This is a genomic window from Mycolicibacter icosiumassiliensis (assembly GCF_900078685.2).
Lineage (GTDB): Bacteria > Actinomycetota > Actinomycetes > Mycobacteriales > Mycobacteriaceae > Mycobacterium > Mycobacterium icosiumassiliensis.
The window spans coordinates 388,627-414,417 of the sequence record NZ_LT546166.1 but is presented as its reverse complement, the minus strand read 5'-3'; the positions used below and the strand labels follow the sequence as shown (position 1 = coordinate 414,417).

22 protein-coding genes are annotated in these 25,791 nt (G+C 64.7%); 6 read left to right on the top strand and 16 right to left on the bottom strand.

Features of this window, described 5'->3' with window-relative positions:
- Positions 1 to 40: 40 nt before the first annotated feature.
- Positions 41 to 376: a hypothetical protein gene (locus tag BN4346_RS25625; protein ID WP_208863211.1), complete on the top strand. Its 336-nt coding sequence runs from the start codon at positions 41 to 43 to the stop codon at positions 374 to 376.
- Entirely contained in the window at positions 373 to 633 is a 261-nt protein-coding gene (locus BN4346_RS25620) for a type B 50S ribosomal protein L31 (RefSeq protein ID WP_067967461.1), read from the top strand. Before BN4346_RS25625 ends, BN4346_RS25620 begins: the two co-directional genes overlap by 4 nt.
- Before the next feature lie 40 nt (positions 634 to 673).
- Here BN4346_RS25620 and BN4346_RS25615 read toward each other — a convergent pair whose 3' ends face one another.
- A complete protein-coding gene (locus BN4346_RS25615; RefSeq protein WP_067967661.1) occupies positions 674 to 1,060 on the bottom strand; it encodes a DoxX-like family protein in 387 nt (128 codons plus the stop codon).
- A 32-nt stretch (positions 1,061 to 1,092) separates the two neighbouring features.
- A complete protein-coding gene (locus BN4346_RS25610) occupies positions 1,093 to 2,304 on the bottom strand; it encodes a TetR/AcrR family transcriptional regulator (protein WP_067967458.1) in 1,212 nt (403 codons plus the stop codon).
- A 79-nt stretch (positions 2,305 to 2,383) separates the two neighbouring features.
- On the opposite strand from BN4346_RS25610, the gene BN4346_RS25605 reads away from it, so the two are divergent.
- Positions 2,384 to 3,163 (top strand): enoyl-CoA hydratase-related protein, encoded by a 780-nt coding sequence (locus tag BN4346_RS25605; RefSeq protein WP_067967658.1) that lies wholly within the window; start codon positions 2,384 to 2,386, stop codon positions 3,161 to 3,163.
- Complete coding sequence (gene fadD5 / locus BN4346_RS25600) at positions 3,160 to 4,689, top strand: fatty-acid--CoA ligase FadD5 (protein ID WP_067967455.1); 1,530 nt, start codon at positions 3,160 to 3,162, stop codon at positions 4,687 to 4,689. The genes BN4346_RS25605 and fadD5 overlap by 4 nt, the downstream gene beginning before the upstream one ends.
- Here the strand turns inward: fadD5 and BN4346_RS25595 are convergent.
- From BN4346_RS25595 to BN4346_RS25570, 6 genes are all read right to left on the bottom strand, one after another.
- Positions 4,686 to 5,642, bottom strand: coding sequence for an SDR family NAD(P)-dependent oxidoreductase (locus BN4346_RS25595; RefSeq protein WP_067967450.1), 957 nt, complete (start codon positions 5,640 to 5,642; stop codon positions 4,686 to 4,688). The two genes, fadD5 and BN4346_RS25595, sit on opposite strands and share 4 nt — an antisense overlap.
- A 15-nt stretch (positions 5,643 to 5,657) precedes the next feature.
- On the bottom strand, positions 5,658 to 6,353 hold the full coding sequence (locus BN4346_RS25590) for an anti-sigma factor (RefSeq protein WP_067967447.1): 696 nt from the start codon (positions 6,351 to 6,353) through the stop codon (positions 5,658 to 5,660).
- Positions 6,350 to 6,910: an ECF RNA polymerase sigma factor SigK gene (gene sigK / locus BN4346_RS25585; protein WP_067967445.1), complete on the bottom strand. Its 561-nt coding sequence runs from the start codon at positions 6,908 to 6,910 to the stop codon at positions 6,350 to 6,352. The genes BN4346_RS25590 and sigK overlap by 4 nt, the downstream gene beginning before the upstream one ends.
- 93 nt (positions 6,911 to 7,003) lie before the next feature.
- Positions 7,004 to 8,278: a class I SAM-dependent methyltransferase gene (locus tag BN4346_RS25580; protein WP_067967438.1), complete on the bottom strand. Its 1,275-nt coding sequence runs from the start codon at positions 8,276 to 8,278 to the stop codon at positions 7,004 to 7,006.
- Positions 8,275 to 8,973 carry a DUF1365 domain-containing protein gene (locus BN4346_RS25575; protein ID WP_067967655.1) on the bottom strand — a complete coding sequence of 233 codons (699 nt, stop codon included), beginning with the start codon at positions 8,971 to 8,973 and terminating at the stop codon, positions 8,275 to 8,277. Before BN4346_RS25575 ends, BN4346_RS25580 begins: the two co-directional genes overlap by 4 nt.
- Complete coding sequence (locus tag BN4346_RS25570; RefSeq protein ID WP_067967435.1) at positions 8,967 to 10,271, bottom strand: NAD(P)/FAD-dependent oxidoreductase; 1,305 nt, start codon at positions 10,269 to 10,271, stop codon at positions 8,967 to 8,969. The genes BN4346_RS25575 and BN4346_RS25570 overlap by 7 nt, the downstream gene beginning before the upstream one ends.
- 124 nt (positions 10,272 to 10,395) lie before the next feature.
- On the opposite strand from BN4346_RS25570, the gene BN4346_RS25565 reads away from it, so the two are divergent.
- A complete protein-coding gene (locus BN4346_RS25565) occupies positions 10,396 to 11,277 on the top strand; it encodes a DUF1295 domain-containing protein (RefSeq protein WP_208863275.1) in 882 nt (293 codons plus the stop codon).
- A 19-nt stretch (positions 11,278 to 11,296) separates the two neighbouring features.
- Here BN4346_RS25565 and BN4346_RS25560 read toward each other — a convergent pair whose 3' ends face one another.
- Genes BN4346_RS25560 through BN4346_RS25535 form a run of 6 tightly spaced genes read right to left on the bottom strand, consistent with a single transcriptional unit; the run spans position 11,297 to position 23,046 of the window.
- Complete coding sequence (locus BN4346_RS25560; RefSeq protein WP_235653698.1) at positions 11,297 to 12,523, bottom strand: PE-PPE domain-containing protein; 1,227 nt, start codon at positions 12,521 to 12,523, stop codon at positions 11,297 to 11,299.
- A gap of 30 nt (positions 12,524 to 12,553) precedes the next feature.
- The gene (locus BN4346_RS25555) at positions 12,554 to 13,921 is read right to left on the bottom strand and encodes a cation:proton antiporter (protein WP_067967432.1); all 1,368 of its coding nucleotides are present in this window, start codon (positions 13,919 to 13,921) and stop codon (positions 12,554 to 12,556) included.
- A 6-nt stretch (positions 13,922 to 13,927) separates the two neighbouring features.
- On the bottom strand, positions 13,928 to 14,779 hold the full coding sequence (locus BN4346_RS25550) for an ABC transporter permease (protein WP_067967644.1): 852 nt from the start codon (positions 14,777 to 14,779) through the stop codon (positions 13,928 to 13,930).
- Positions 14,779 to 15,633, bottom strand: a complete 855-nt coding sequence (locus BN4346_RS25545; protein ID WP_407695044.1) for an ABC transporter ATP-binding protein — start codon at positions 15,631 to 15,633, stop codon at positions 14,779 to 14,781. Before BN4346_RS25545 ends, BN4346_RS25550 begins: the two co-directional genes overlap by 1 nt.
- Complete coding sequence (locus tag BN4346_RS25540) at positions 15,630 to 21,215, bottom strand: type I polyketide synthase (protein WP_067967423.1); 5,586 nt, start codon at positions 21,213 to 21,215, stop codon at positions 15,630 to 15,632. The genes BN4346_RS25545 and BN4346_RS25540 overlap by 4 nt, the downstream gene beginning before the upstream one ends.
- A 49-nt stretch (positions 21,216 to 21,264) precedes the next feature.
- Complete coding sequence (locus BN4346_RS25535) at positions 21,265 to 23,046, bottom strand: NAD(P)/FAD-dependent oxidoreductase (protein ID WP_235653518.1); 1,782 nt, start codon at positions 23,044 to 23,046, stop codon at positions 21,265 to 21,267.
- Between the two features lie 179 nt (positions 23,047 to 23,225).
- Here BN4346_RS25535 and BN4346_RS25530 point away from each other — a divergent pair, with 179 nt between their 5' ends.
- Positions 23,226 to 24,587, top strand: a complete 1,362-nt coding sequence (locus BN4346_RS25530; protein WP_067967420.1) for a TIGR01777 family oxidoreductase — start codon at positions 23,226 to 23,228, stop codon at positions 24,585 to 24,587.
- 3 nt (positions 24,588 to 24,590) lie between these two features.
- Here the strand turns inward: BN4346_RS25530 and BN4346_RS25525 are convergent, their stop codons facing one another.
- Together BN4346_RS25525 and BN4346_RS25520 are read right to left on the bottom strand one after the other, a co-directional pair.
- Positions 24,591 to 25,079, bottom strand: coding sequence for a TspO/MBR family protein (locus tag BN4346_RS25525; protein WP_067967416.1), 489 nt, complete (start codon positions 25,077 to 25,079; stop codon positions 24,591 to 24,593).
- A gap of 14 nt (positions 25,080 to 25,093) precedes the next feature.
- The gene (locus BN4346_RS25520) at positions 25,094 to 25,681 is read right to left on the bottom strand and encodes an SOUL family heme-binding protein (protein ID WP_067967413.1); all 588 of its coding nucleotides are present in this window, start codon (positions 25,679 to 25,681) and stop codon (positions 25,094 to 25,096) included.
- Positions 25,682 to 25,791: the final 110 nt, after the last annotated feature.

The window sequence follows — 25,791 nt, the reverse complement described above, 5'->3', positions numbered from 1 at the left end:
CGAGGATGACGATCTGATCCGCGCGAATACGGCCGAGACGTTGCAGGATGCCGGCTTCGTCGTCGTCCATGCGATGACGGCCGAGGAGGCGGCCCGCGTGTCCCCGGAGCGGCATGCGTTCGCGGATCTGATCTGGGATCACCGCTACGGCGATCGACACACCTCGCTGGTGGTCCTGATCTGCGGCGCCCGCCCCGAGCAGATCCGCGAGGCCCTGTCGGACGCACTGCTCACCGACGACGAGTTACGCAGCCCGAACCAGTGGGCCGACTACCCCGACCCGTTCGGCGACCATCACCAGGAGCCGTGCGACGAACTCCCAACGGCCACAGCAGACATTTCCCTGTACCGCACCCGAGACGGAGACCAGCGATGAAACCCGGCATCCATCCCGACTACCATCCCGTCGTCTTCCAGGACGCCACCACCGGGGAGACGATCCTGACCCGCTCCACCGTGACCAGCGACCGCACCATCGAGTGGCCCACCCCGACGGGCACTCGCAGCTACCCGCTGGTGATCGTGGAGATCAGCGCGGCGTCGCACCCGTTTTGGACCGGCAACAGCCGGATCGTCGACACCGCGGGGCAGGTGGAGAAGTTCCGCCGCCGCTACGGGCAGCGCCAGATCTGAGGCCACCTATGCCTCCTGAATCCACCGTTGGCAGGTCGGATTAACCGGCGCGCCACACCCGCAACGCCGCGATAATCATCGGGATCTGCAACGGCAGGCGCGCGATCGCCCCCGCCCGAAACCAGGGTTTGGCCCAGAACAACCGGACCGAGTGGATATTCGCCGGGTACACCGCAACGAACAGGGCGGCCGCGGCCAGCCCGGCCCTGCGCCGGGTGCGCGGCAACAACAGCAGGGCGCCGATGACCAGCTCGGCGACCCCCGACACATACGTGTACATGCGGGCGCTGCCCGGCAACTCCGGGGGAACGATCGCGTCGAACGGCTGAGGGAAGACGAAATGTCCTGCCCCGACGCCCAGCAGCAGCCCGGCCAGCCCCCGCGCGGCGGTGGCGGCACTTCGCTGTCCTGATGGTGCGGCAGTCATCGCTTGATCGTAGCCAGTGGGGCGGCCCGCAGTCACCGACCGCCGGCGCCGAAAAGCACGGCCGCCATCAGGGCATGGATCCGGGACCGCTGTTCGTCGCGATCGTCAAAGTTAACCAGGCGTCCTATATCGACGACGAGAGCAAGCGCCGCGTGGACACGGAACACCGCTTCGGTGTCGCCTGCGCCGACCTGACTCACCAGGTGTGCCCATTCGTCGACGTTCTGCCGCTGCAGACCGCGCAGCTGCACCCGGTCGGGTTCGGGCAGGTTGGCGAACTCGGCGAAGTAGATGTTGATCAGCTCGGGCGCGGCGAACGCGAGCGCCGTATAGCGCTCGGCGATGCGAAGGGCCGCCTGCTGCGGGCTGGTCGACTCGGCCAGGGAATCGGTGATGGCCATCAGCACGCGGGCGCTGGCCCGATGGAACGCGACGGCCAGCAGGGCCGCCTTACTCGGGTAGTAGCGATAGGCACTGGAGCCGTTCAGTCCGGCGGCGGTGCCGATCTCCTCGATGCTGACTTCGTAGAAGCCCCGCTGGCCGAACATCCGGATGGCCTCGGCGAGTAGCCGTTCACGCTTGGACGTGCTGGGCAGACCCCGCTCCAGTCGTCGCGGCGCAGGGCCCGACGGCGCCGGCGGCAGCTCGACGGTGACCACTGACCAGCACAGCTCTGCGAGCAGGTCCGCAAGTGCGCCGGCAGGCAGCCGCGTTCGGTGCGCGGAGATGCTGCCGATGACGCTCAGGACCGCCGCGGCCAAAATCGCGGTGTCGGCCTGGGGAAGTTCCGGGCGCAGCACCGCCAAAGGTTCGGCAATCGTGGCGTTGAGCGCGTCGTAGCCGGCCCGGATCTCCTTGCGGTCCGGCAACTGCAGGTAGCGCCGTTCCCACCGATAGAACGCGCCCTCGCGCCGCGTCCCGATCGTGGTCTCGATCAGCGCGGCGGTAATCGCCCGCAACCGCTCCGCCGCCGGACGGCCCGGATCGTCGGCGGATCGCGCGGCGTTCACCAGCATCTCTGCCGTGTACTGGGCGGTCGCGACCAGTAGCGCGTACTTGTTTGCGAAGTGCCGATACAGCGCGGGTCCGGAGATACCGACCTCGGCGGCGATCTCGTCGACCCCGACCGCGTGGTAGCCGCGATCGCTGAATGCGCGGGCCGCGGCGCGGACGATCTGCGCCTTGCGGTCCTTGGGGCGGCGCTGCACCGCAGTCACCGATCCCGCAGTCGTGGACGCGGCCATTTTCACCCCCGTGTTGACTGTTGGACCCGCCGCCCATACGTTAACCACAATTTACATTTTCATCCACGAAGGAAGTGCCGTGCTGCAATCCAGCTCCGCCAAACTCACCGCGACACGCGACGGCCGGGTGCTGCGGGTGACGATTACCAATCCCACCCGGCTCAACGCGATCGACTACGCCACCATGGCGGGCCTCGGCGACGTCATCGCCGGCGCGGCCGACGACCCAGGCGTGCGGGCCATCGTCATCACCGGCGAAGGCAAGGCCTTCTGCACCGGCGCCGACCTGTCGGCCACGGCCGGCGGCGTCAGCCCCGAGGAAGTGATGGACTGCGCTTCCCGGCTGGTCACCTCGGTCGCCGAGACCCCGGTGCCGGTGATCGCGCGGATCAACGGTCCGGCCGCCGGCGTCGGCGTGGGTCTGGCGCTGGCCGCGGATCTGATCTACGCCGCCGAGAGCGCCTATTTCCTGCTGTCCTTCACCAACATCGGCCTGATGCCCGACGGCGGCACCACCGCGCTGGTCGCAGCTGCCGCCGGACGGGCCGTGGCCAACGAGATGGCGCTGCTCGGTGAGCGCCTGTCGGCCACCACCGCCCGGGATGCCGGCCTGATCAACGCGGTGCTCGGCGAGGCGGAGTTGGACGCCCGCGTCAACGAGGCCGCCGAGAAGCTGGCCCACGGACCGCGTCGCGCCATCGAATTGACCAAGCGTGCGCTCAACGCCACCAATCTCGCCGCACTGGACGCCGCACTGGCCCGCGAGAAAGCCGGCCAGGTGGAGTTGCTGGGCTCCCCCGACTTCTTCGAAGGCGCCGCCGCGATGCTGCAGAAGCGCCAGGCGGTGTTCGGCGAATGATCGCTCAGCCGCTGCGGTCTCGCCGCAACCACTGGATGAATCAGGTGGCAAACCACGCCGAGATGCGTCCCGACGCGGTTGCCTTCCGCTGTCGCGGCAACGACACCACCTGGCAACAGCTGCACGATCGCTCCGAGCGCCTGGCCGGGGCACTGTTCCGGCGCGGCATCTCCTTCGGCGATCGCGTGCTGATCGTGATGCTCAACCACACCGAATACATCGAGGCGACCCTGGCAATCAACGCCCTGGGTGCCATCGCCGTACCGGTCAACTTCCGCCTCACCGACCCCGAGATCAGCTACATCGTCTCCGACAGTGGCGCCAAGGCCGTCATCACCGATCAACTGCTTGCACCGCTGATCGAGGCCGTCCGCAAGAACACCCCCGGACTCGATGTGGCCGTGGTGCTCGGCGACGACTACGAGTCGCTGATCGCCGAGCCCGGCGACCCGCACCCCGGCGCCGATGTCCCCGAAGACACCCCGGCGCTGATCATGTACACCTCGGGAACCACCGGAAGTCCCAAGGGCGCCATCCTGTCCCACTCGAACCTGCTGGCTCAGTCGCTGACCTGCATCCAGGCGCTGCAGATCAGCCCGGACAGCGTGTACTTCTGCGCCGCGCCGATGTTCCACATCGCCGGCCTGGGCAGCATCGCCCCCAACCTGATGCTTGGCACCAAGACGGTGATCCACCCGCTCGGTGCGTTCAACGCTAAGGACACCCTCGACGCCTGGGAGAGCGAACGCGCCACCTCGGTGTTCCTGGTGCCGGCGCAGTGGCAGGTCATCTGCGCCGATCCGACAGTGCGGCAACGAGACCTGGCGCTCGAAGTGATCAGCTGGGGGGCGGCGCCGGCGTCCGATACCGTGCTGCGGGCCATGGCGGAGACGTTCCCGGACGCGCTCAATGTCGCGGTGTTCGGCCAGACCGAGATGTCACCCATCACCTGCGTGCTCCAGGGCGCCGACGCGATCCGCAAACTCGGATCGGTGGGCAAGGTGATCCCAACCATCGCGGCACGCGTCGTCGACGAAAACATGAACGACGTGGCGCCCGGCGAGATCGGCGAGATCATCTACCGCGGGCCGACCATGATGCAGGGCTACTGGAACAAGCCCGACGCGACCGCCGAAGCCTTTTCCGGCGGCTGGTTCCACTCCGGCGATCTGGTCCGCCTCGACGACGAGGGCTTCGTCTACGTCGTCGACCGCAAGAAGGACATGATCATCTCCGGCGGTGAGAACATCTACTGCGCCGAGGTGGAGAACGTGCTGTTCGAGCATCCGATGATTCGGGAGGCGGCCGTGATCGGGCGGGCGCACGACAAGTGGGGCGAGGTCCCGGTGGCCATCATCGCCGTGGTCGACGGCAAGGCGCCGATGACGCTGGACGACCTCGAACCGTTCCTCAACGAGCGATTGGCCCGCTACAAGCACCCGAAGGAACTAGTGCTGGTGGATGCCCTACCGCGCAATGCCAGCGGCAAGGTGGTCAAGCCGCAGCTGCGCAAGCAGTATGGCTAGCGCACTCCGATGGCCTGCATGCAGTAATCCCAGATTTGCCGGCGGTCGTCGCTGCTTTCGCGGGTGAACGGGACATAGTGCTCGGGGCGCTGTCGCCGGTCGTGCCAGAATCGACCGGTCGGTGGAGCGGGCTGTGTCGCGGCGAGCCAGATGGCCGTGTCGGCGCCTTGTTCTGCGGTGCGCAGCAGCGGCTTGGTCAGTTTCCGGAAAGCTGGCAGCGATGTGACCAGCCCGGGTGTGTCGGACCAACCCGGATGCATGCAGTACACCGAGATCCCGTCCGCTCTCCAGCGTTCGGCCAGCAGCGGGGTCAAGGCCACCTGCATCCGCTTCGTCCGTGCGTAGGCGGCCGCGCCGCGGTAGTGGCCGACGCGGTATTCGGGGTCGTCGGCAGCCAGCGTCTGGGTATACATGCCGCCCGAGGACATCAAGATCACCCGCGGGTCGGCAGACGCGGCCAATGTGGGGACGAGCAGCTCGGTCAGCAGCACCGGGCCGAGAACATGGGTGGCCAAGGTTATCTCGTGTCCGTCGGCGGTCTCGGCTCGGGCCGCCGGCAGAATCCCGGCGTTATGGACCACCACGTCGAGGCGAGGCAAGCGGGCGCTGAGATCGGTGACGAAGCGCCGCACCGCGGAGAGTTCGGCGACATCGCACACCTGAACGCGCAGGTCAGCATCGGGGTTCTCGGCGACCAGTTCGGCTCGGGCGCGTTCGAGGCGCTCGGGGTTTCGGCTGACCATCAAGACGGTGGCCCCGAGCGCCGCCAGCCCCCCGGCGATCGCCTTGCCGATGCCGCTGTTGGCACCGGTCACCATCGCGGTCTTGCCACGCAGCGCGTGCGGCACCGGATCACCGGACCACCCGTGCTGTCGCATGCGATACCCGAGGCGGGTGTAGCCGGGCAGAACGGCACGGTCCAGGACTGAATCGACTACCGACTCCAGATCCATTGGCCAAACCCCGTTTCAGCGCAGTGGGATCTGAACGATCATCTGCCCCGTGGGCTCGCGCGCCCCTGGATCGGGCTCAACGGTGAACCCGAGCGCAGTCGAGTCCCCGAGGGCAGGAATCTCTGCGGTCGTCGACGGTGAAACGGCGGCGGCGTCCATCGTGCCGGCCAGCGTCGCACCGCGGGGACTGAGCAGCCACATCTGATAGACCGTGCCGGGTTCGGGCGGGGGCACGTTGTTCATCACCAGGACCCCGGCGCTCCGTTCCCTGGAGAAGAGCACCGTGGCGGTTCCGGTGGCCAACGGACTCGATACGCTCTCCACGTCGGGTGCCGCCAGCACTATGTCCGAGACCGACTGTGTAGCAGTGGGTCTCGTTTCGATACCCACGACGAATGCCGCCAAGCCCACCACGATCGCGGCCGCCGCAGCAACAGCCGCGGTACGCCAGCGGGAACGGGTGGCAGCGAGCTTCTCGACTCGGCCCAGCACCGATTCGCGCAACGCCGATGGGGGTTGCACAGCCGTGCTGTCCGCGACGACCGCCATCATTTCGTGCGCCGCAGTCACCGCGGCGTCGAACGCCTGCGCGATCGGCTTCGGCGCTTCGGCGGCGCGTCGATCGATCTCCCGCCGCTCGGTGTCGGAAATGGCGTTGAACGCATACGGCGTCGCCATCGTCAGCAGGTCGGAGCTGTGCGGCTCGGTCATGGCATGCCCAAACATTCACGCAGGCGGCGCAGGGCGTCTTGCATTCGCGTCTTGATCGTCGATGGCTTGACCGAAAGCCGTTCCGAAGCTTCGTTATAGGTCAACCCGTTGTAGTAGGTCAGCTCGACGCACTCTCGCTGCTTCTCGGGCAGCCCATCCAGACATTCGACGACGCGCCGCTGCTCGTCGCTGACGATCACTGCGTCGACGACGACGTCGCCGGGCGGTTCTGCGCTGGCCGCGCCGTAGCGTGATTCGCGCAGTCCGGCAGCACGTTCGGAACGAACACGATCCACCGCGCGACGGTGCGCCATCGCGAGCAGCCACGCGAGCGCCGATCCCCTGTCCGGGTCATACTTGCCGGCGTTGCGCCAAACCTCCAGGTAGATCTCTTGAGTGGTCTCTTCGCTATAACCGGCGTCGCGCAACACCCGAAGTACCAATCCGTACACCCGCGCCGCGGTGCGGTCATAGAGCGTCGCGAAGTCGGCGAGACTTCCCCTTGCCACCCGGTGGAGCACCGCATCCAGTTCGGAGGCACCCGCGATGTGGTTCATCGGACGCCAGCCTAGCTGCCAAACCGGCACAGGCGGGTCGGTTGGGAACCATTCATCAATGGGTTCAGAAACGGCAGGCATCCGAATACATCCTCACGCTTGCCCTTGGTCCGGTCTGGCGAACGTCCACTGGTAGACATCCAGATAATCCGAACGGAAGCCCGCTTCCGAGTAGGCCAGGTAGAAGTTCCACATCCGGCAGAACACCTCGTCGAAGCCCAGAGCGGCCACGGCAGCACTGTTGTGGTTGAAGCGTTCCCGCCACAGCCGCAGAGTTTCGGCGTAGTGCGGGCCCAATGAGCGCATTTCGACAGTGCGCAGGCCTGTGTGATAGCCGGCGATGTCCCCGATCGCCCGGATGGACGGCAGCAGACCGCCGGGGAAGATGTACTTCTGAATCCATGTCAGCGTGTGGCGACTGGCCGTCATCCGGTGATGCGGCATGGTGATCGCCTGAATCGCTACCCGGCCACCCGGGGCGGTCAGACGTTCCAGGGCTCGAAAGTACCCCGGCCATTCCCGATAGCCGACAGCCTCGATCATCTCCACCGAGATCACCGCGTCATAGCTGCCGGCGATCTCACGGTAGTCACGCAGCTCGATCTCGACCCGGTCGGCCACGCCTGCGGCAGTCATCCGCTGCCGGGCAAGCAACTCCTGTTGCCTAGAGAGCGTGACGGAGCGTACGAAGGCACCGCGGGCCGCCGCGCGCAGGCAGAGCTCGCCCCAGCCGGTACCGACTTCGAGGACGCGGCTGCCGGGCCCAACAGCAGCCGCGTCGAGAAGGCGATCGATCTTGCGGCGCTGGGCATCCGCGAGCTCAGCCGATGATCCAGGGAGCCGGTCAAACAGTGCGCTGGAGTACGTCATCGTCTCGTCGAGGAATACTGCGAACAGCTCATTAGACAGGTCGTAATGAGCCGACACGTTGCGGCGGGCACGGGACGGGGTGTTGCGGGACCGTGGCTGCCGGGCCAACACCAGAGGCCGTAGCCACTGCAAGCAGGCCGGGACCAGCTCGTCCATCGATCCGGCCAATACGCTGAGTAAGGCAACCAAGTCCGGGGAGTGCCACTCGCCGGCCATGTACGCCTCGCCGAAGCCGATCAGTCCGGATCTTCCGATGCGCCGCGTCATGCGATCCGGCCGACAGATCAGCAGCTCCGGGGCTTTGGGATCACGCGCACCGTAGCTTGCGCCCCCCGGATAGACCAGCCGGACCGGGAGACGGCCGGCAGCACGTCGCAGCAACAGCTGAACCACGCCGGCAGCTGCGGCCGAGACGGGCCCGGAAGGGACCTGCGCAAGCTGCGGCCATCGGTCGGGATCTACCGCCACGGCCGGCCGCAATCCTGCTGCAGTACTCACCTTTTCACCACCGGAAGTCGGCGCAGCCACAATGCGATGCCCTGCAGGCGAATGCGCACCGAAACCAGGAGCGGCGCCAGCGGCGCAATGAGTTGCATTCGGGTGACACGGCCGTCGGTGGCCGGGTATCCGGTACCACGCATCGTCGCGGTGAACACAGGCTCATCGGCGAGGTACAACGAGATGCTGACGTTCACGCCGGCATCGGGGCGGGGAGCCCGCACCAGATAGTGACCTTCGACCGGATTGAACGGTGACACGTAGAACTGCTTGGCCACTCGTACCGGCCGGTCCGACGGCGGCAGCAGGTAGGCGTGGCGTTGACCGTAGGTGTTGTGCACTTCGGCGATCACATGCTGCAGCTGCTCTTCACCGTCGTGGCACCAGAACAGGCTGATCGGGTTGAAGACGTAGCCCAGAACACGCGCCTGCAGCAATGCATAGATAGGCCCCGCGGATGCGGGAGCGCCCCGCTCAAGAAGAAATCGGTCCACGCGCTCTCGCAGCGTGTCGCCGCTGCCGCCCTGCAGATGATCACTCGCTTCGAACCCGGCGAATGATCGCAACCACCAGGGCAATCGGGGCGGCTGATCGATATCGACGTACCAGCTGTAACCGCGGTAGGCGAATTGGTGTGCGACCGGAGTCCGCCTGCGGTGCGTGATCGTGGTGCGGTAGATCGCCGGCGTCAGCATCGGCACGCCTGAGCACGGGGGGTGGCTGGCGTCCAGTCGGCTCCGAGCCGCCAGGCCGCCCGGACACCGGAGACCGCACCGTCTTCGTGAAAGCCCCAGCCGTGATAGGCACCGGCGAACACGATGCGTTCGTCGCCGAGTTCGGGCAGTCGCCGCTGGGCTGCGACCGAATCCGGAGTGAAAAGCGGATGCTGGTAAGTCATCTCGGCCAGCACCGTGTGGGGATCGATCAGATCTGCCCCGCCCAATGTGACCAGGAAGCGGCGGCGGGACTCAATTCGCATCAGCCGGCTGACGTCATAGGTCACCAGCACACCCGGGCGGTCGAGGGCGATCCGGTAGTTCCACGACGCTCGTGCTCTGGGGTGCCGAGGCAGAATCGATTCGTCGGTGTGCAGTTGGGCGTGGTTCGTCGAATAGGGCATGGCCCCGAGCACGGCGCGTTCTTCGGCTGTGGGTCGGTCGAGAAGGCGCAGGGCCTGTTCGGGGTGGACAGCCAGCACCGCTGCGTCGAAATGCCGCCGCCGCGCGCCGCCTGCATCCAGCAGGACGCCGTCGTGCACGCGGCGCAGCGACCACACGGCACTGTTGGTCAGCACCTCGTCAAGGGTCTCGGCGATACGGTCCACGTAGTTCACCGAGCCGCCGGCCACGGTGTGCCATATCGGGGATCCGTGCACCGAAAGCATGCCGTGGTGCTGCAGGAACGCGAAGAGGTAGCGGGCGGGGTAACTCAGAGCGTCATCGGCTCGGCAGGACCACACGGCTGCCACCAACGGCGTGATGAAGTTGGTCATGAAGTAGGCAGAGAAATCGTGCCGCAGCAAAAATGCGCCAAGGGTCTCCAGCTCATCCGGGCCCGATCGCCGCAGCATCGCGTTGGCCGCGGCGTGGAAACCCCGGATCTCGGCCAGCATGAGTAGGTGGCGGGGATGCAGCGTCCGCCGTGACGCGAACAGACCCCCCACTCCGCGCGCACCGGCATATTCCAAGCCCATGGCGTCGTTACGCACCGACATCGACATGTCGGTTTCGATGCCCGCCACACCGAGTTCGGTCAACAAGCGGCACAGCGTCGGGTAGGTGCGATCGTTGTAGACCAAGAACGCCGAATCGACGGCGAGGGCACCGCCGTCATCAGCCTCGACAAGGTGCGTATGGGCGTGGCCTCCCAACCGCGTGTCGGCCTCATAGAGGGTGACCCGGCTGTGGCGCGACAGGATGTAGGCCGCCGTCAGGCCGGCGATTCCGCTACCGATCACAGCTATCGACCGCGGTCGCTGCGGTGCAGTGTGCATGGAAGTTATTCGGAGCCGCGGGTGCTGTGGTCGGGATTCGTCGACCAACTGGTCGAAACAGGTTGCGCCGCCTTGTTCTCCCGGTAGCGTCGACGCCGTGGGCACCGCAGCTGAGGATCGCGAGATGAGTAAGGCAGCGTCCCTGTGTCTGATCAGCTCGGCCTACCTGGTCGCGATCGGCGTGGCCTGCGTGTGGCTGGCCTGGGGCCCCGGCACCGGAATGCTTTGGCTGGACACGTTAATCGCCGATGTGTTGGCCACCCTGGTGGTCTTCGTCTTCAGCAGGCGCTTCGGCAACTCCAGTTTCTACGACGCCTACTGGAGTGTCATTCCGCCTCTCTTAGTGGCCTATTGGTGGTTTCAGTCCCTTCCCCAGGTCAATACCACACGTTGTGTGCTGATCGCTGTGGTCGTCACGCTCTGGGCGGTGCGCCTCACCGGTAATTGGGTTTGGGGATTTCCCGGCCTGCACCATGAGGATTGGCGGTATCCGGTGCTGCGGCAACGCGCGGGGCGCTGGGAATTCGCCGCCGACCTTTTTGGTATTCACCTTGTGCCCACATTGCAGGTGTTTGCCGGCCTGGCGCCGGTCTACGTCGCCGTGACTCGGCCGGACAGGGGCCTGATCTGGCTTTCCCTCATTGCGTTTGCCACCGGAATTGGCGCAGTGGTGTTGGAGCTGGTGGCTGACATGCAATTGCACCAGTTCGTGCGGGATCAGCCCCCGGGCACGGCCATGGATCACGGGGTATGGGGCTGGTCACGGCACCCCAACTACTTCGGTGAGATCAGCTTCTGGTTGGCCTGCGCGCTGTTCGGTGTGTCCGCCGCGCCGGCTCAGGCGTGGTGGATGTTCGTGGGCGTGCTGGCGATGTTGGCGATGTTCTTGGGCGCCAGCATCCCGATGATGGAGAGCCGCAGCCTGCAACGTCGACCCGAGTATCAAGATGTGATTGATCGCGTACCGCGCCTTTTCCCACGTCCGCCGCGAAACGTATCGGCATGATTGGCCCTGGACAAACAAGTCAGGTCATCGCGCTAAAGGCCTGGAACAACTCGCTGATTCCCTGCAGCGCCTCCGCCGCCGTCGGGTGCGGCGAGGGCAGGAAGCCGAAGATGTAGCCCGCCTCCTCGATATCGGCCAGCGACGGGTTGTCCAGCAGTGGGATGATCTGGTAGGTCGCCGGGTCTCGCAGATCGTCGAAGAAGTCACCGATTCCCTGTTGCAGGCCGTTGCTCAGCGCCGTCAAAACATCGCCGAGATCCAGGTTGGTCGGAAACAAGCCGGACGCGCTGACCACGTCGGCATCACCAGGTGCCCAGCCGTGTTCGATATTGCCGTAGCCGAGGTTCACCAAGATCCGAGTAACGGGCTCGAGCAGATCGTAAAGCGGTTGCCCGACAATGGGGATCAATCGCATTGGATCGAGCAACGGCAAACTCTCGGATGGAATCATGTAGTAGTTGACCATCGTGTCGGCTGCTGACGTGGGCAGTTGTACGGCGTTGCTGATCTGTTCGGGCGTCAGGCTGAAGTAGGTGCCGTGCGAATAGATGAAGCCCAGTGCGGCGTTGAGGTCCGCCAGTACGTTGATTGGATACTTCGGAAAGTCAGCGACACCGTCATATTCGTGGGTGTAGACGTCAGTCCGGTAGAGATCGTTCGGGGTGGCCACGTTATCCGCCAGGTATTGCGGGTAGAGACCGCTGGTCTCCACCGTCATGCCGCCAACCGGGTTGTCAGGATTGCCGACCAGCACGAAACGCACGTAGTCGCTGGGCACATCCTGACCGGCAAGCTGACGCATGACCGCCGAGGAGATCGCCGCACTCTGCGAATAGCCGAAGACCACGAGGGGGTTCTGGGCGCTGACGTCGCCGCTGGCAATTTTCTGCAGGATGGTGGAATCCAGAATTTGCTCGCCGCGCGCCTGCGATGTCGAACTGATGTTCTCCGGGGTGAACAATGACTGCAAGCTGCCACCGAATCCCAGCGGCTCGAGATACAGCGTGTTCGTCGCATCCAGGTAGAGCTGGCTAGGTTGCGGAATGCTGGTACCACCCATGATCAACGCGGTCCCGTCGCCGAGTGGCGACGCGGCTGCGGCACCGCTGGTAAGCAGAACCTCGATCGGCGGCACCCGTTTCGGCGATGTCACCGGCATTTGCAGCGACGGGCCAGCAGCCAGGCCGGTGGCCGCAATAACGGTGACCATACGACTGAGCCAGAAAGCACACATTTGATTTCCCATCCACACGCGCTGGATTCTTTTCTGAAACTGTCACAATTCCACCTGTCGACGGCGACAGCTTTGTCGATCCTCGCGGCTAGGCTCCTCCCCGGCTGGGCCGAACTTCGATCCTGACTTCCACAGCCGGCGCTCGAACCGTCGCTGCAGAGGTGTTGCAACCAATGTCGTGACGATAGTCATCAGCGCCAGGATGGTGTACAACTTCCCGGAGATCAGTCCCGCTTCGAATCCGATGTTGAGCAGAATCAGTTCCATCAAGCCACGCGCATTGGCCAGCGCCCCCATCGAGGCAGCCTCGAGCCGACTCATCCCCTGCCAACGGGCGGCCAATCCCACCGCGCCGAATTTGGCGGTGAAGGACACCACCAGGACGATCACCGCCATGAGCAGCGTCGAACCGTCGAGTATCAGCCTGAGCTGAGTGTTCAGGCCCGAGTAGATGAAGAACGATGGAATCAGCAGGTAAGCCGTCAGCGGTTCGAAACGCTCCCGGATCTGCGTCAGTAACTCGCCACGTGGCATAACGGCACCAGCGACGAAAGCGCCGAATACCGAATAGATTCCGACGAAGTCCGTGAAGCAGCTCGCCGCCAGCACGACCAGCAGGACAATGCTCGTGTGGGCAATCGGTAGGCCGCCGGTGCGTTCGGCCTCCGCTCGGGGCGGCGACCATGTCTCCAGTCTTGCGAGTAGCGGACGCCCGAGGTAGACCATGAAGATCAGGTATGCCAGCCCGCCTCCGACTGCCAGAACTGCGCCGAAGAGGCTTCCCTTCGCGGTGGCCACCACCGTCGCCAACAGCACCCACGAGCAAGCGTCGTCGAGCGCAGCGCACGACAGCGACACCGTGCCCAACCGCGTATTGAGCAGCCCCGAGTCGTAGACGATCCACGCCAGCATCGGAAAGGCGGTGATGGCGACGGCGGCCGCAACGAATAGGCCTCCTTGCCATGGCACGACATTCCCGGTGAAATAGCCTCCGCGGCTTACCATCCACGCGCCAAGGATGCCACCGAGCACAAGCGGAACGCCGATTCCCGCGGCTGAGGTGACACCGGCCTGCCTCCAGTGCGCGGTCAGGATGTCGAGCTTGAACGAGGCGCCCACCAGGAACATGTACAACACCAGGCCCAGTTGCCCGACAACGTAGATAACCGTGAGGTTCGGGTGGGGAAAAGTCTCCGACCCGAGCGTCAACGTCGTCGGGAACAGCCACCGCTGCCCGGCAGGCCATAGCCAACCCAGAACTGAAGGGCCCAAGAAGAATCCGGCCACCATCATCGCCACCACCTGCACCTGACCGAGCCGGCGGAGCAGTGGCCATAGCAGCCGGTAGGTCAACAGAATGACCACGATCTGGAAGAAGAAGTGATAGGTGATCACCAACAGGGAAGGCATCGCGGCTCAACCTCGATCCGACCAGCGGAACACGAACAAGCAGGCCACCAGCCCGACAACACTCCACACGGCCAAGACCTCGAATATCCGCCAATGCTCCCACGTCCCTGCGGGTTCGAATGCGGCCATCTCAGCGGGCAACAACACCGAGCGAAATCCTTGAGCCATCCACTTGACCGGAAAGATCGATCCGATAACCAACATCCACGTCGGTATCAACATCAGCGGCACATAGGTGCCTGACACGAACTGCAGACCCACGGCCGGGCCGTTGGTGAGGACGGCGGCGGAAACAGCGTTACTCGCGAAGTTGCTGACGAGAATGCCCAGCAGGGAACAACTGACGATTCCCAGGGCCGAAACCCACACCAACGTGAACCAGCCGAAGACGCCAGAGGGTAAGCGAAGGTGAAAGACCAGTACTCCCAATGCCAACAGGACGACGGCCTCGGCCAAGCTCGCGATCGCAACCAGCATGATCTTCCCGATGAAGTACGAGGACGCCGTTGCCGGTGTGCCGCGCAGCCGACGTAAGGCACCGGTTTCCCGGTCGGCCGCGATGCTGATGCCGAGATTGGTGAACGACGTCGACAGAATTCCGTAGGCGAACATGCTTGCGGCGATCACGGCGCCGGTACTGGTCTGGGCGCCTGGCACCCGCGTAGTGAAGATGGAGCCCAGCAGAAGGCAAATCACTGCCGGCATCGAGAAGGTCAGTGCGACCTGTTCCGGGCGGCGATAGAACATCTTCAACTCGGGTAGGACGCGCGAGAATCCGATGCGTACCGCCGAAGGAAGTTCCGATGTGCGTTGCTGTCGATCGCCGCGGAGACCGGGCGCGTCCTCGACAAACTCGATCACGTCAGGCCCCCTTCGATCAAGCTGAGGTAGGCGTCCTCGAGGGTGGGCCGGGTGACGGTCAGTTGAGCCAGCTCCCTGCCGTCAGTCGAGAGGCTCCTGATCAACTCGGTCGGATGGTCGGTCTGCTGCTCGTGTAGCGCGTCGCCCTCCACCCACCGGACGGTGGCTGCCGAAGCCACGTGCGCGGTTAATCGCGAGGGTGAATCCACTGCCGCGAGTCGTCCACCCGCCACCACCGCGACCCGATCTGCCAGGGCAGCAGCTTCTTCCAAGTAGTGGGTGGTAAGCACAATGGTCGTGCCGTCGCAAGCCAATAGCCGGATCAGATCCCAGAAGTGTCGTCGAGCCTCTGGATCGAACCCGGTAGTCGGCTCATCCAGGAAGAGCAGCTCCGGATAGCCGATGATCCCGAGGGCGACATCGAGCCGGCGCCGCTGTCCGCCCGACAGCGTCCGCACTCGGGAACGTGCACTCGGGGCAAGTCCGACGAGCTCCAGCAACTCCGCAGAAGTTCGCGCCGTGCCATAACATTTCGCGAACATGTGCACGGTCTCCTGCACCGTCAGCATGCCGAAGTCACTCGTCTCCTGAAGTACGATCCCGATCCTGGCCCGCCAGCTACGCCCCGCGGACTCGGGATCCTCTCCTAAAACACCGACCCGCCCCGAGTCACGCTTCCGGTGGCCCTCCAGGATCTCGATGGTCGTCGACTTACCCGCACCGTTGGGGCCGAGGATGGCGAATATTTCGCCGTGGTGAATGTCCAGATCCAGTCCTTGCAGGGCCGATACCCGTCCATAGCTCTTGCAGAGGTTCCGTACCTGCACCGCCACCCGCCGATCCGTCATCATCGCTGTGCGCCGTCCATGTCCGGCCCGCTGCCGTGGGTTTCGATCTCGGCCAGCAACTCTCGCAGCTCGGCGTCCGACAGCTCGTCGACGAGGCGGTTGACGGCGTCGTCGCCAGGGAGCTGCGTGGGAGTTTGCTCTGCGACGTCGGCGGGAACCTCACCGTGGATGGTGTGCAGTTCGGCCAGCACCCGGTCGGCCAGCGAGTTGACGCTGACTCCTCGGAGGATTTCCAGCAAGGGCAGATCTATCGAGAACATCTCGTTGATCCGCACCCGGAAATCCATTGCCATCATCGAGTCCAAGCCGATGTCATCCAGCATGTCGTTGGTCTCGAAGTCTGTTACATCACAGTCGAAAACGTCGGCAACAATCCTCCGAATGTGGGCACTGATCAGGCCGATCCGATCGGATTCGGGTGTGCTTGCCAGGACAGCGAGAATCGACCCGCCTGGTTCGCCGCCGCCGGGGTTGTCTTCCACGCTGTTCAGATCTGCGAACATCCGTGGCGCCCGCCCCCCGAAACCCACACGGCGGGCACGATTCCAGTCCGCACTGATCGCGACGACGCTGGGGATCTGTTGGTTGATGAGTCGATCGAGGATCCGCGCGCCGACGCTCGGCGTGATCAGGTCGATGCCCCGCTGGGCGTACATGCCTTCCAGGTTCAACTCGTCGACCATGCCCACCGACCACGGCCCCCATCCGATGGTCAGTGCCGGTAGTCCCAGAGCCCGCCGGTAGTGCGCGAAAGCGTCGAGGTAGGCATTGGCCGCGGCATAGTTGCCCTGCCCCGGGGAAGCGATAACCGACCCGGCGGAGCCGAACAGTACGAAGAAATCCAGGGCGTCATCAATGAATGCTTCGTGGAGCACCCGGGTACCGGTGATCTTGGGATCCACAACCGCGGCGAAATCACCCTCGGTCATGTTGACCAGTAGGTGATCGTCCACCACGCCCGCTGCATGCACGAGCCCACGGAACGGACGCCCGCCGCTGCGGATGTGCTCGGTGCGCCAGGCCTGTAGTTGGTCGGCGTCGGTGATGTCGACGCCGACGGAAGCGATTTCGGTGCCGATCCGCTCGATCGCTTCGATCGCTCGGACAGCCGCGAAATGGGGGTCTCGTTCAGCCACGGCGGCCCAATGCTCGCGCGGCGGCAGGGCGCTGCGGCTCACCAGCGTGATGTGCCGCGCTCCTCGTTCGGCGAGGTATGTCGCCACCACTCGCCCGAGAGCACCCATGCCGCCGGTGACCACGTAGGTCGCATCCGGGCTGAGTTTGGTGGGAAAGGGCGACGCCAGGTTGGCGCAAGGGCGAAGGCGCGGAACGAGCGTGGTGTCGCCGCGCAGCGCTATCTGGTCCTCAGAATCACTGCCCAGCAGGTGATCGCAGATTCGCCGAGCCGTCGGCGCACACTCATCGGCGTCGTCGATATCGATCAAGCCACCCCAGTTTTCGACGAATTCCTGATGGCCGATGACGCGGCCAAGGCCCCAGATGGGGGCCTGCTCGATCCCGGTCAGTGGGCTGCCGGCCACCGGTTGACTGTTGGCGGTGACCAGGTGCAGACGTGGCTTCATGTCGGGGTGTGCCGCGAGGGCTTGGACGACGCGCACGATGGTGAACAAGCCGATCTGCTGGTTGGTATCCTCGTCTTCGGTACCGGCACAGCGCGTCTCGAGCACAGCAGGTCGCATATCGAGGGGCCAGCAGTTGACGATGCCGGTGAGATCGGCGAACTCGCTCTGCTTGAACAGACTGTCCAGTTGGTCGCGACTGCCCGGATCGATCAGGTAACCCCCGTCGATTTTGGTCAGCGCAGCGACGCACCGGTGTCTGACCGTGCAGACCCGGTGCCCGCGGTGTCGCAGCTCGTCGGCGAGGGCATCGCCCAGCCCAGAATCGTCGGCGAAGACGAGCCAGGACGACTCGCCGGTGAGGTTGCGATCCTGCCCGCTCGGGTCGTGGGCCGCAACGCACCAGTGGAGTTCGAGCAGGCCCTTATCCATTCGATCGAGCGACATCCGTGACGCGACGCCCAGGGATTGCACGGCAAACCCGCGGTATACCGCGATCGTCTGTCCGCCCTTATCGGTGACGTCGATGTCGCATTCGATCTCGTCGTTGGTCGCCGAGACAACGTGGACGTGAACGTCCATCTGGTTTTCGGGTGCACCGTAGATGGCACAGTGCCGGATGCGGGCCGGTAGGTACACCTCCTGGCGCGCCTGCCGATCGAGCATCGTTGCGCCAAAGAGTGCTTGGAAGGCGCCGTCGACCAGGGCCGGGTGAAACCGGTAGCAGTCGAGGCCGTCGACGATCGACGCCGGAATGCTCAGCTGGGCGGTGACCCAGCCTTGGCCGGCGGCCAGCCTGCGGATAGACCGGAAGGCGCCGCCGTACTCGAAGCCGATTTCCCGGGCGCGAGCGTAGAAGTCGTCGCCTTCCATGGTGGTGATCGGCTCGGCCTGCGGTGGGTTATCGCCGCGGCGCGGCGAGGCGGGAAGGAGGTTGAGTTCCGCAGTGGCGGTGATCGCCCACGTGGTATCGCCGTTGGCTGTTGCGGTGAAGGCAGCGAACTCCAGCGTGCCATCGTTTTCGTTGAGTGTGGTTCTTAGGATGGGATCGCAGGTGTCGTCGAGGATCACGGGGCGACGGAACACCAGGTTGTCCACGCTGCAGATCGCGCCGTTGGTCCCGTAGGTCTGGGCGGCCGCCGCCTGTGCCATCTCGACATACGCCGCGCCGGGCAGCACGACACTGCCCTGCACCCGGTGATCGCCCAGAAACGGGGTGCGAAGGGTACTCAGCTCGGCTTCCCACGTCGGATGGGCAGCACTTACCTTCTGCCCCAATAGCGGATGCACCGGATGGTAGAACAGCGCTTCGGTAGCCTCCTGAGTCTCGGTCCAGAATCGCTTCGTCTGCCAGGGGTAGGAAGGCAGCTTGACAAGCCGGTGCGCCGCGCCGGGGTGCAGCGCCTCCCACGCGATGTGGTGCCCCAGACAGTGCAGTGCTCCAACGCACTCCAACAGGGACCGGCCGGCGTCGTGGCCATGTCGCTGGCTGGCCATGACCGAGACGCTGAGCTTTCCCGCGGTTTCGAAAATCGACGGCGCCAGCACGGGGTGCGGTCCCAGCTCGACGAAATGCGTATAGCCGTCTTCGATCATCCGACGGATCGCCGGATCGAACAGAACGGTGGTTCGGGTGTTCTGCCACCAATACGCGGCGCCGGCGTGGTAGCGGTCCAACGCTTCGCCGGTGACCGTCGAGTACAGCGGCCGCACCGCAGCCTTCGAGGACAGCCCCTCGAAAGCGCTGAACAAGTCGTCGCGTATGGCATCCATGTGATGGGAGTGGTAAGGCACCTTCACCGACAGTTGTCGGTTGAAGATCTCGGCATCGTTCAACTGCCGGGCAATGCCGTCGAGGACGTCACTATCGCCGGCGAGAGTCACCACAAACGGGCTGTTGATCGCAGCCACCGAGACACGCTGTGCCGCGAACTCCGCACGGGTCGCCTCGTCGAGCGTCCGCATGAGGGATTCAGAATCCAGACCGACAGCGAGCATGCTGCCCGCTCCGCTCATCCGCTGCTGGAGCCGACTGCGGTGAGAGACCACATGAATCGCTTGTTCAAAAGTGAGGAGACCGGCGAGATAGTGGGCGGCGACCTCGCCGGCACTGTGCCCGACGACGGCATCCGGGCTGATACCGAACTTCTCGAGTTGCTCGGCCAATGCGATCTGGATGGCGAAGTTCGCCGGTTGCGCGATCTCCGTTTCGGTCATGCGCGAGCTGGTCTCGTCGCGCCGAAGCTCGTCGATCAAGGACCAGTCCGTGTAGCGGGCCAGCTCACGGTCGCTGCGCGCAAGGCTGGCGGTGAATTCAGGAAATACATCCAGCAGGCCGCGGCACATCCCCCACCACTGGGGCCCCATGCCGCTGCACACGAATGCGAGCTTGGGTGCGGCCTGAATGGCATTGCCAGCAGCGAAGTTGCTGTCGTGAGCCAGGGCCCGAAACTGTTCGCGCGCCTCGGCGAGGCTGCCCGCAATCAGGGTATGGCGATAATTCTGATGGGTACGGCGCCTGCTGAGGGTGTAGGCCAGATCGGATAGCTCGATATCGGGGTGAGCCACGAGATGCTCTGCCAACCTGCCCGCCGTCTCGACCAGCGCGTCCTCGCTACGGGCAGAGATCGGCAGGATGGTCAGTGGCAGCCCAGGGCGGACTGCCGCGAGTGGGATCTCGACCGCCGCCGGCGGCTCGGCGAGTACGACATGCGCGTTGGTGCCCCCGAATCCGAACGAATTGACGCCTGCGATGCGTCGTTCGCAGTCGGGGAAAGCCCGGCCCGCTGCCGGAATTTCGATCTTCAGATCGGCCAGCGAGACGTGCCGCGTCGGCGTCCGCAGATGCAGGTGGGCCGGGATGTAGCCGTGCTTCACCACTAACGCCGCCTTGATCATTCCGGCGATACCCGCGCCTGCCTCCAAGTGGCCGATGTTGGTCTTGACCGAGCCGATCAGCAGCGGACTCGACGCCGGTCGTTCGACAGTCAGAGCCGCCGCGAGCGCTCGCATCTCGACGGGATCGCCGACCGGCGTTCCGGTGCCGTGCGCTTCCACATAGCCGACCTCGTCCGGCCCGACCCCCGCTAGGTCAAGCGCCTTCCGGATAGCGGCTTCTTGCGCTTCTCCGCGAGGCACTGTGATGCCGTCGGTGTGGCCGTCCTGCGACACCGCGGTACCAAGGATCTGCGCGTAGATCTCATCGCCGTCGCGTAGCGCGTTCTGCAGCTGTTTGATGACAACGATCCCGGCACCTTCGCCCCGTGCGTAACCGTCCGCGCCATCGTCAAAGGCCTTGGAGCGGCCTTCTGGGCTCAGAAAGCCGCTCTTGGACTCCGCGATGGCGGTATTGGGACCGATCATGACGTTGACGCCGCCGGCTAGCGCAACGTCGCACTCGCCATTCCAAATACTTTGCGCTGCAAGATGCACCGCAACCAGCGAGCTAGAGCATGCGGTATCAATCGACATACTCGGGCCACGAAAGTCGAAGGCATACGAGATTCGATTGGACAGCATCGTCATCATCATTCCGGTCGCCGAATGCGCTTTGAACCGGTAGCGACTCGCGTGCCCCTGATTCTGGAGAAGCTGATAGTCCAGAGTGAAGCCACCGACGAATACGCCGACGTCACTACCTGCCAGCTCGTCGGCGGGTATCCCCGCGTCTTCCAGCGACTCCCATGCCGCCTGCAGAAGGAGACGCTGTTGCGGATCGAGCGCATGCGCCTCGCGGGGGGACATTCCGAAGAACTGCGCATCGAATTGATCTATCTCATCGAGAAACCCGCCCCGACACGTGACGACCTTCCCGACTTTCGTCGGGTTGGGGTCGTGGTAACGATCTGCGTTCCAGCGTGATTCGGGCACGACACGGGTCGCGTCGACCCCGTTACGCAAGAGGCGCCAGAAGCTGTCCGCGGAATCGGCACCGCCAGGAAATCGGCATCCTATTCCAACGATGGCCAACGGTTCACGACGGTCGTCATCGCCTGGCAAGTTCATCTCCTGTTCTCGCGTAAGGTGATTCGGTGCTCGTCTGGCCCTTCGAATGTCAAGTCGGTTGTAGCTTCGGTGAAGTCGTGACGATCCAGCCTTCACTGAGCGGCTCAGACGCCTGGCCGCGACGGTAGGTTGACCGCAATTCCCGAAGGAGCGGATCCTGTTGCCACTCCTGGACCTGTCTCACGACGTCGTCGTCGTCGAAATCCAGAGACTTCTGCACGATGACGGTCTCGGTGAGTTGTCCCGCCAACCTACGGAGCAAACCCTCGTTGGCATCGAACTGCTGCGTGAAGTCTTGGCTGGCTTCCATCATCGAGACATGCAGTGAAACCATGAAATTCAGCGGAGCGTACAAGTCAACGAAGGGAACCGAGGGGGCGCCGCCGTCCACTTCGGCCCACTCCTGGAAGAATTTCTGAACCCGATTGCTGAGTGCTATGAGGCCGTCCAAATGCGGAACGAACGTCGGTTCGTCGGCAATACCGACGAACCGGCCGTTGATGTAGAGCAGGCCGATAAAGCCCCAGTAGAACGCGATATCCCAGATAATCTTCGTCGCCATCACCGCCGGCGCGCCCATCAAAGCGTATTGCCCCTGGTACACGACGAGCCACATCTCGCTGAGTGATCTGAATACGGTGTCACTGATCTGTGCACGAGCCGCCACGTCCTGGCCATCGAGTTCGCGACTGATCAGGTCCGTGATCAGGCCGTTGCCGATCGCAACCAGATCCAAGCCAGACGAATACAGCGGGTCCAGGAAAACTCCCGCGTCGCCGGTGAGGCACCACCGGTCGCGACCGTCGAAGACCTTCGCAGCACCATGGCTGTATTTCTTCATGACCCGGAAGTCCAAGATCGCCTGGTCGTACTCCGCCAGTACGCCGGCGAGTTGGGGCTCGTGTGCACGCAACCAGGCCTTGGCCCTATCCAAGGTGTTGAACTCGTCGAACGACTGAAACGCGGGGTCTGCCACGATGCCGACACTGGTGGCACCGGACGGCAGTCGAATCAGCCAGACCCAGTAGCCCTCGCCCATCAGGTGATTGGTGGACATCGCTCGGTCGCCTTCGCTCAGCCGTCCCTGCCAAGCCGGGTCATCGCTCCAGCGACCGACGTCGATCTCTGCCGCAACGCGGAACCAGACAGCATTGCAGTTGTGTGCGTTGGCCCGCTGCAGGTCCAGCTGTCGGGGCAGCACCCGGTTGCGTCCCGAAGCATCGACCACCCACCGAGTCGTTGTCCGGGTGACCGCTTCGGCGTCTTGGACGGTAACGACATGGAGGCCATCCGGGCCGCCAAGCTCGACCGAGCGGACTCGCCCGCAGGCGAATTGAATGCCCATCGAGTGGGCGCGGCGGGCAAGTTCGTTCTCCAACCGTCCGCGATCGATCTGGTAGGTCACCTGCGGCGCGAAACACGAGCTTCCCAGTTCCATGCGCCTCGCGATGTCGTTGTTCCCGCCGTGCGAAAAGAACATCCGCAGCCCCATCTTGCGGATCTGTTGCGATGTGAGGTGATCCGCCAGCCCCAGGCGATCCCGCAGGTAGTGCGCGGACACCTCCACAGTGGATTCGCCAACCGTGTGGGTGATCTCCGGTACCGGATGCAACGTAGGGCCGACGATCAGGACCCGCGTACCCGGACGAACCCGGCCGACCTCCAGCGCCAAAGCGAGCGCCGACACCCCATCACCGATGATGGTCACATCATGATCGGCCGTACGGTCGGCCGTCTGGACCTCGGCGACCGAAAGGCGGGCGCGAATGCGCTGGGCGAGCGCCTCGCGCGTCGGTTGGCTCAGGCGCGATGCCGCCAGGGGGCCGTCCACGCCTCACCTACCCACGCACCGGGCCGGCGTTTCGCCCGAGCGCTGAACGGCGTGCCCCATAGGAGTTATTCGAAGCTGCGCCGCCGACGGTCGGGCTCTTGCGCCACCCAACTTTCGAAATGTCCTGACGAGTCGAAACCAAGCAGGCGGGTTACGGCAGGGCGCAGTAGCGTCGAAGCATGGGATTGATCTTCTCCAGCACTGTTGCCGCGCCGCGTGAGGAGGTCTTCGCCTGGTATGCGAGGCCGGGCGCGTTCACTCGTCTGAGTCCGCCGTGGCAGCCGATGCACCTCGTCAGCGAGGCCGACTCGCTGCGCAGCGGGACAGCCGTACTCGCCCTTCCCGGCGGGATTCGTTGGGTCGCCGAACACCAGCCCGACGGCTACGCTCCGCCCGAGCGGTTTGTCGATGCGCTCGGCGGGCAAGGCCTGGCATCGCTACCCACCCGGGTCACGCTCAGCTGGCGGCACACCCACGAGTTCGAGGATCTGGGCGACGGCCGGACACGGGTGATCGACAAGGTCGACACCCCCATCCCCGAGTTCTTGCTGCGGCCGATGTTCGTCTACCGGCACCGCCAGCTCGCCGACGACCTCGCCGCGCATCAGCGGGCCGAACAACACGGCCTGACGCCCCTGACCGTGGCCATCAGCGGATCGACGGGGCTCGTGGGTTCGGCTTTGACGGCATTCTTGAACACAGGCGGCCACCGGGTGATTCGACTGGTTCGACATGCCGCAGGCAATCCTGATGAGCGGCAGTGGAATCCTGACCATCCAGACCGTGACCTGTTGACCGGAATCGATGCGGTGATTCATTTGGCCGGCGCGTCGATCGCCGGACGGTTCACCGCCGAACACCGCCGCGAAATCCGCGACAGCAGAATCGGACCTACCCGAAAGCTCGCTGAGTTGATCGCCGGCACTACCGCGGGACCGACCGCTCTCATCTGCGCTTCGGCCGTCGGCTATTACGGCTACGACCGCGGCGACGACATTCTGACCGAAGACACCGAACGCGGCGAGGGGTTCCTGGCCGACGTCGTCGCCGACTGGGAGGACGCCGTCACGCCGGCAGAGCAGTCGGGGACCCGCGTGGTGCGCGTTCGCACGGGCATCGTGCAGTCCCCGCGGGGCGGGACGTTGCGCTTGATGCGGCCACTGTTCGCAGCGGGGCTTGGCGGTCGGCTCGGCAACGGCCGGCAGTGGCTGCCGTGGATCGGGATCGACGACTTGATCGACATCTATCACCGGGCCCTGTGGGACCACGGCCTTTCTGGGCCGGTGAACGCGGTCGCCCCGAATCCGGCGCGCAACGCCGAATACACCAAGGTGCTCGGCCGGGTGCTACGCCGGCCTACCGTACTTCCGGTGCCGGGCCTGGGTCCGCGATTGTTGCTCGGCGCCCAGGGGGCTCGTGAACTCGCGTGCGCGAGCCAGCGGGCGCTGCCCAGCCGTCTCAACGATGCCGATCACCCGTTCCGCATGCCCGAACTCGAACCCCTGCTCAGACATCTGTTGGGGCGTTCCGGCCCACCGTGAGCCTCACCGGCGGCGATTGAGTACCGCGACGTGTCCGCACAACACGGTGGCGAAGGTGCACCACAGCGGATACAGCACCAGGGGCACGGCCCGCGCACCTCGAACAGCGACGGCCCGGCGCGCCAGATCGGCGCTGCTCGTCGCCAGTGCCACACTGACCAGAGTGGACTGCCCCAGACGGCGGCGGTTGAAGAAGAGCCACGACCAGCCCGCGTTGAGGACGAGGTTCACCACCAGCGCAGCCACGTACGACCGCCGCTTTGCCACCTCACCTCGGGCGTTCAGCTCATCGATGGTGGAAGCCGAAACAGCGGCGATGTCGGCGTAGAGCGCCGGCCAGACGATGGGGAAGACCTGGCGAGGCGGCTGATACGCGGGTTTTGAAAGCCCTTCATACCAATCCGATTGGACCGCGGGGGTGGTAGCAATGCTTCCGGTGATGGCGGCAGCGGTGACGGCGGCGCCGGTGCCGAGCAGGGTGGAGATGCGCACGAAGCTCCTTCGGGTCAATCGTTCTCGGTGACAGGTACCGCAATCTCGTTGCGACGAAACATCGGAAGGGTCCAAGGCGGATCGTAGAACCACGCCTGCGGTACACCGTCTGGCTCAAACTGCATGTTTTTCACGGCATTAAGCAGCGTCGCGGTGCGCATTTCAACAGCGCGACGACCACGATCGCCGGAGAAGGTGTGCACCGCGACCGTCTCAGCGGGGATGCGCACCAACTGCACTGCGGAGTTGTCGGGCTCCGGCAGCGACTCCAGGCCGATGCCGGCTGGCATGAAAAAGCGAATCACCCATTGCCTCGGGGTGGTGGACTGTTGGGCGACGGGTGCAGTCATCGCGAACTTCGCTCGGGAGTGATTGCCGCCAAAGATATATCCGGCCAGCCGCCGAAAGCCAGTGCTGCGTGCCGTTTCCACCTCACCGGTGACGACTGTTTCAGCGACCACGCGCTCCGCGTAGCGGCGAACCTCTACATCGCGAGTCCGCTGCTCCACGGTGTACGCAGGCTCTTCGGTACCGTTGCGAAAACCAACTAGTGATCCGAGCGCCTGAAGAGCGGCAGTCACCACAGAGCGTATTGCCTTCATGCCCGGCCCCGGCTCATCCGGTTGGTCATGTAGCCACCTCCGTGCTGTCCGAACAGCATCAACCGTAGCCCCACACCGGATAGCTGTTCAATAATTGAATCATTCATTTA

Bases quoted from the DNA above. Each gene is read 5' to 3' on its own strand.
- BN4346_RS25560 (WP_235653698.1), bottom strand. From the start codon at position 12,523: ATGGGAAATCAAATGTGTGCTTTCTGGCTCAGTCGTATGGTCACCGTT.
- BN4346_RS25575 (WP_067967655.1), bottom strand. From the start codon at position 8,973: ATGCTGACGCCGGCGATCTACCGCACCACGATCACGCACCGCAGGCGG.
- BN4346_RS25620 (WP_067967461.1), top strand. From the start codon at position 373: ATGAAACCCGGCATCCATCCCGACTACCATCCCGTCGTCTTCCAGGAC.
- BN4346_RS25615 (WP_067967661.1), bottom strand. From the start codon at position 1,060: ATGACTGCCGCACCATCAGGACAGCGAAGTGCCGCCACCGCCGCGCGG.
- fadD5 (WP_067967455.1), top strand. From the start codon at position 3,160: ATGATCGCTCAGCCGCTGCGGTCTCGCCGCAACCACTGGATGAATCAG.
- BN4346_RS25595 (WP_067967450.1), bottom strand. From the start codon at position 5,642: ATGGATCTGGAGTCGGTAGTCGATTCAGTCCTGGACCGTGCCGTTCTG.
- BN4346_RS25610 (WP_067967458.1), bottom strand. From the start codon at position 2,304: ATGGCCGCGTCCACGACTGCGGGATCGGTGACTGCGGTGCAGCGCCGC.
- sigK (WP_067967445.1), bottom strand. From the start codon at position 6,910: ATGAACCACATCGCGGGTGCCTCCGAACTGGATGCGGTGCTCCACCGG.
- BN4346_RS25565 (WP_208863275.1), top strand. From the start codon at position 10,396: ATGAGTAAGGCAGCGTCCCTGTGTCTGATCAGCTCGGCCTACCTGGTC.
- BN4346_RS25570 (WP_067967435.1), bottom strand. From the start codon at position 10,271: ATGCACACTGCACCGCAGCGACCGCGGTCGATAGCTGTGATCGGTAGC.
- BN4346_RS25545 (WP_407695044.1), bottom strand. From the start codon at position 15,633: ATGATGACGGATCGGCGGGTGGCGGTGCAGGTACGGAACCTCTGCAAG.
- BN4346_RS25555 (WP_067967432.1), bottom strand. From the start codon at position 13,921: ATGCCTTCCCTGTTGGTGATCACCTATCACTTCTTCTTCCAGATCGTG.
- BN4346_RS25530 (WP_067967420.1), top strand. From the start codon at position 23,226: ATGGGATTGATCTTCTCCAGCACTGTTGCCGCGCCGCGTGAGGAGGTC.
- BN4346_RS25590 (WP_067967447.1), bottom strand. From the start codon at position 6,353: ATGACCGAGCCGCACAGCTCCGACCTGCTGACGATGGCGACGCCGTAT.
- BN4346_RS25520 (WP_067967413.1), bottom strand. From the start codon at position 25,681: ATGAAGGCAATACGCTCTGTGGTGACTGCCGCTCTTCAGGCGCTCGGA.
- BN4346_RS25540 (WP_067967423.1), bottom strand. From the start codon at position 21,215: ATGAACTTGCCAGGCGATGACGACCGTCGTGAACCGTTGGCCATCGTT.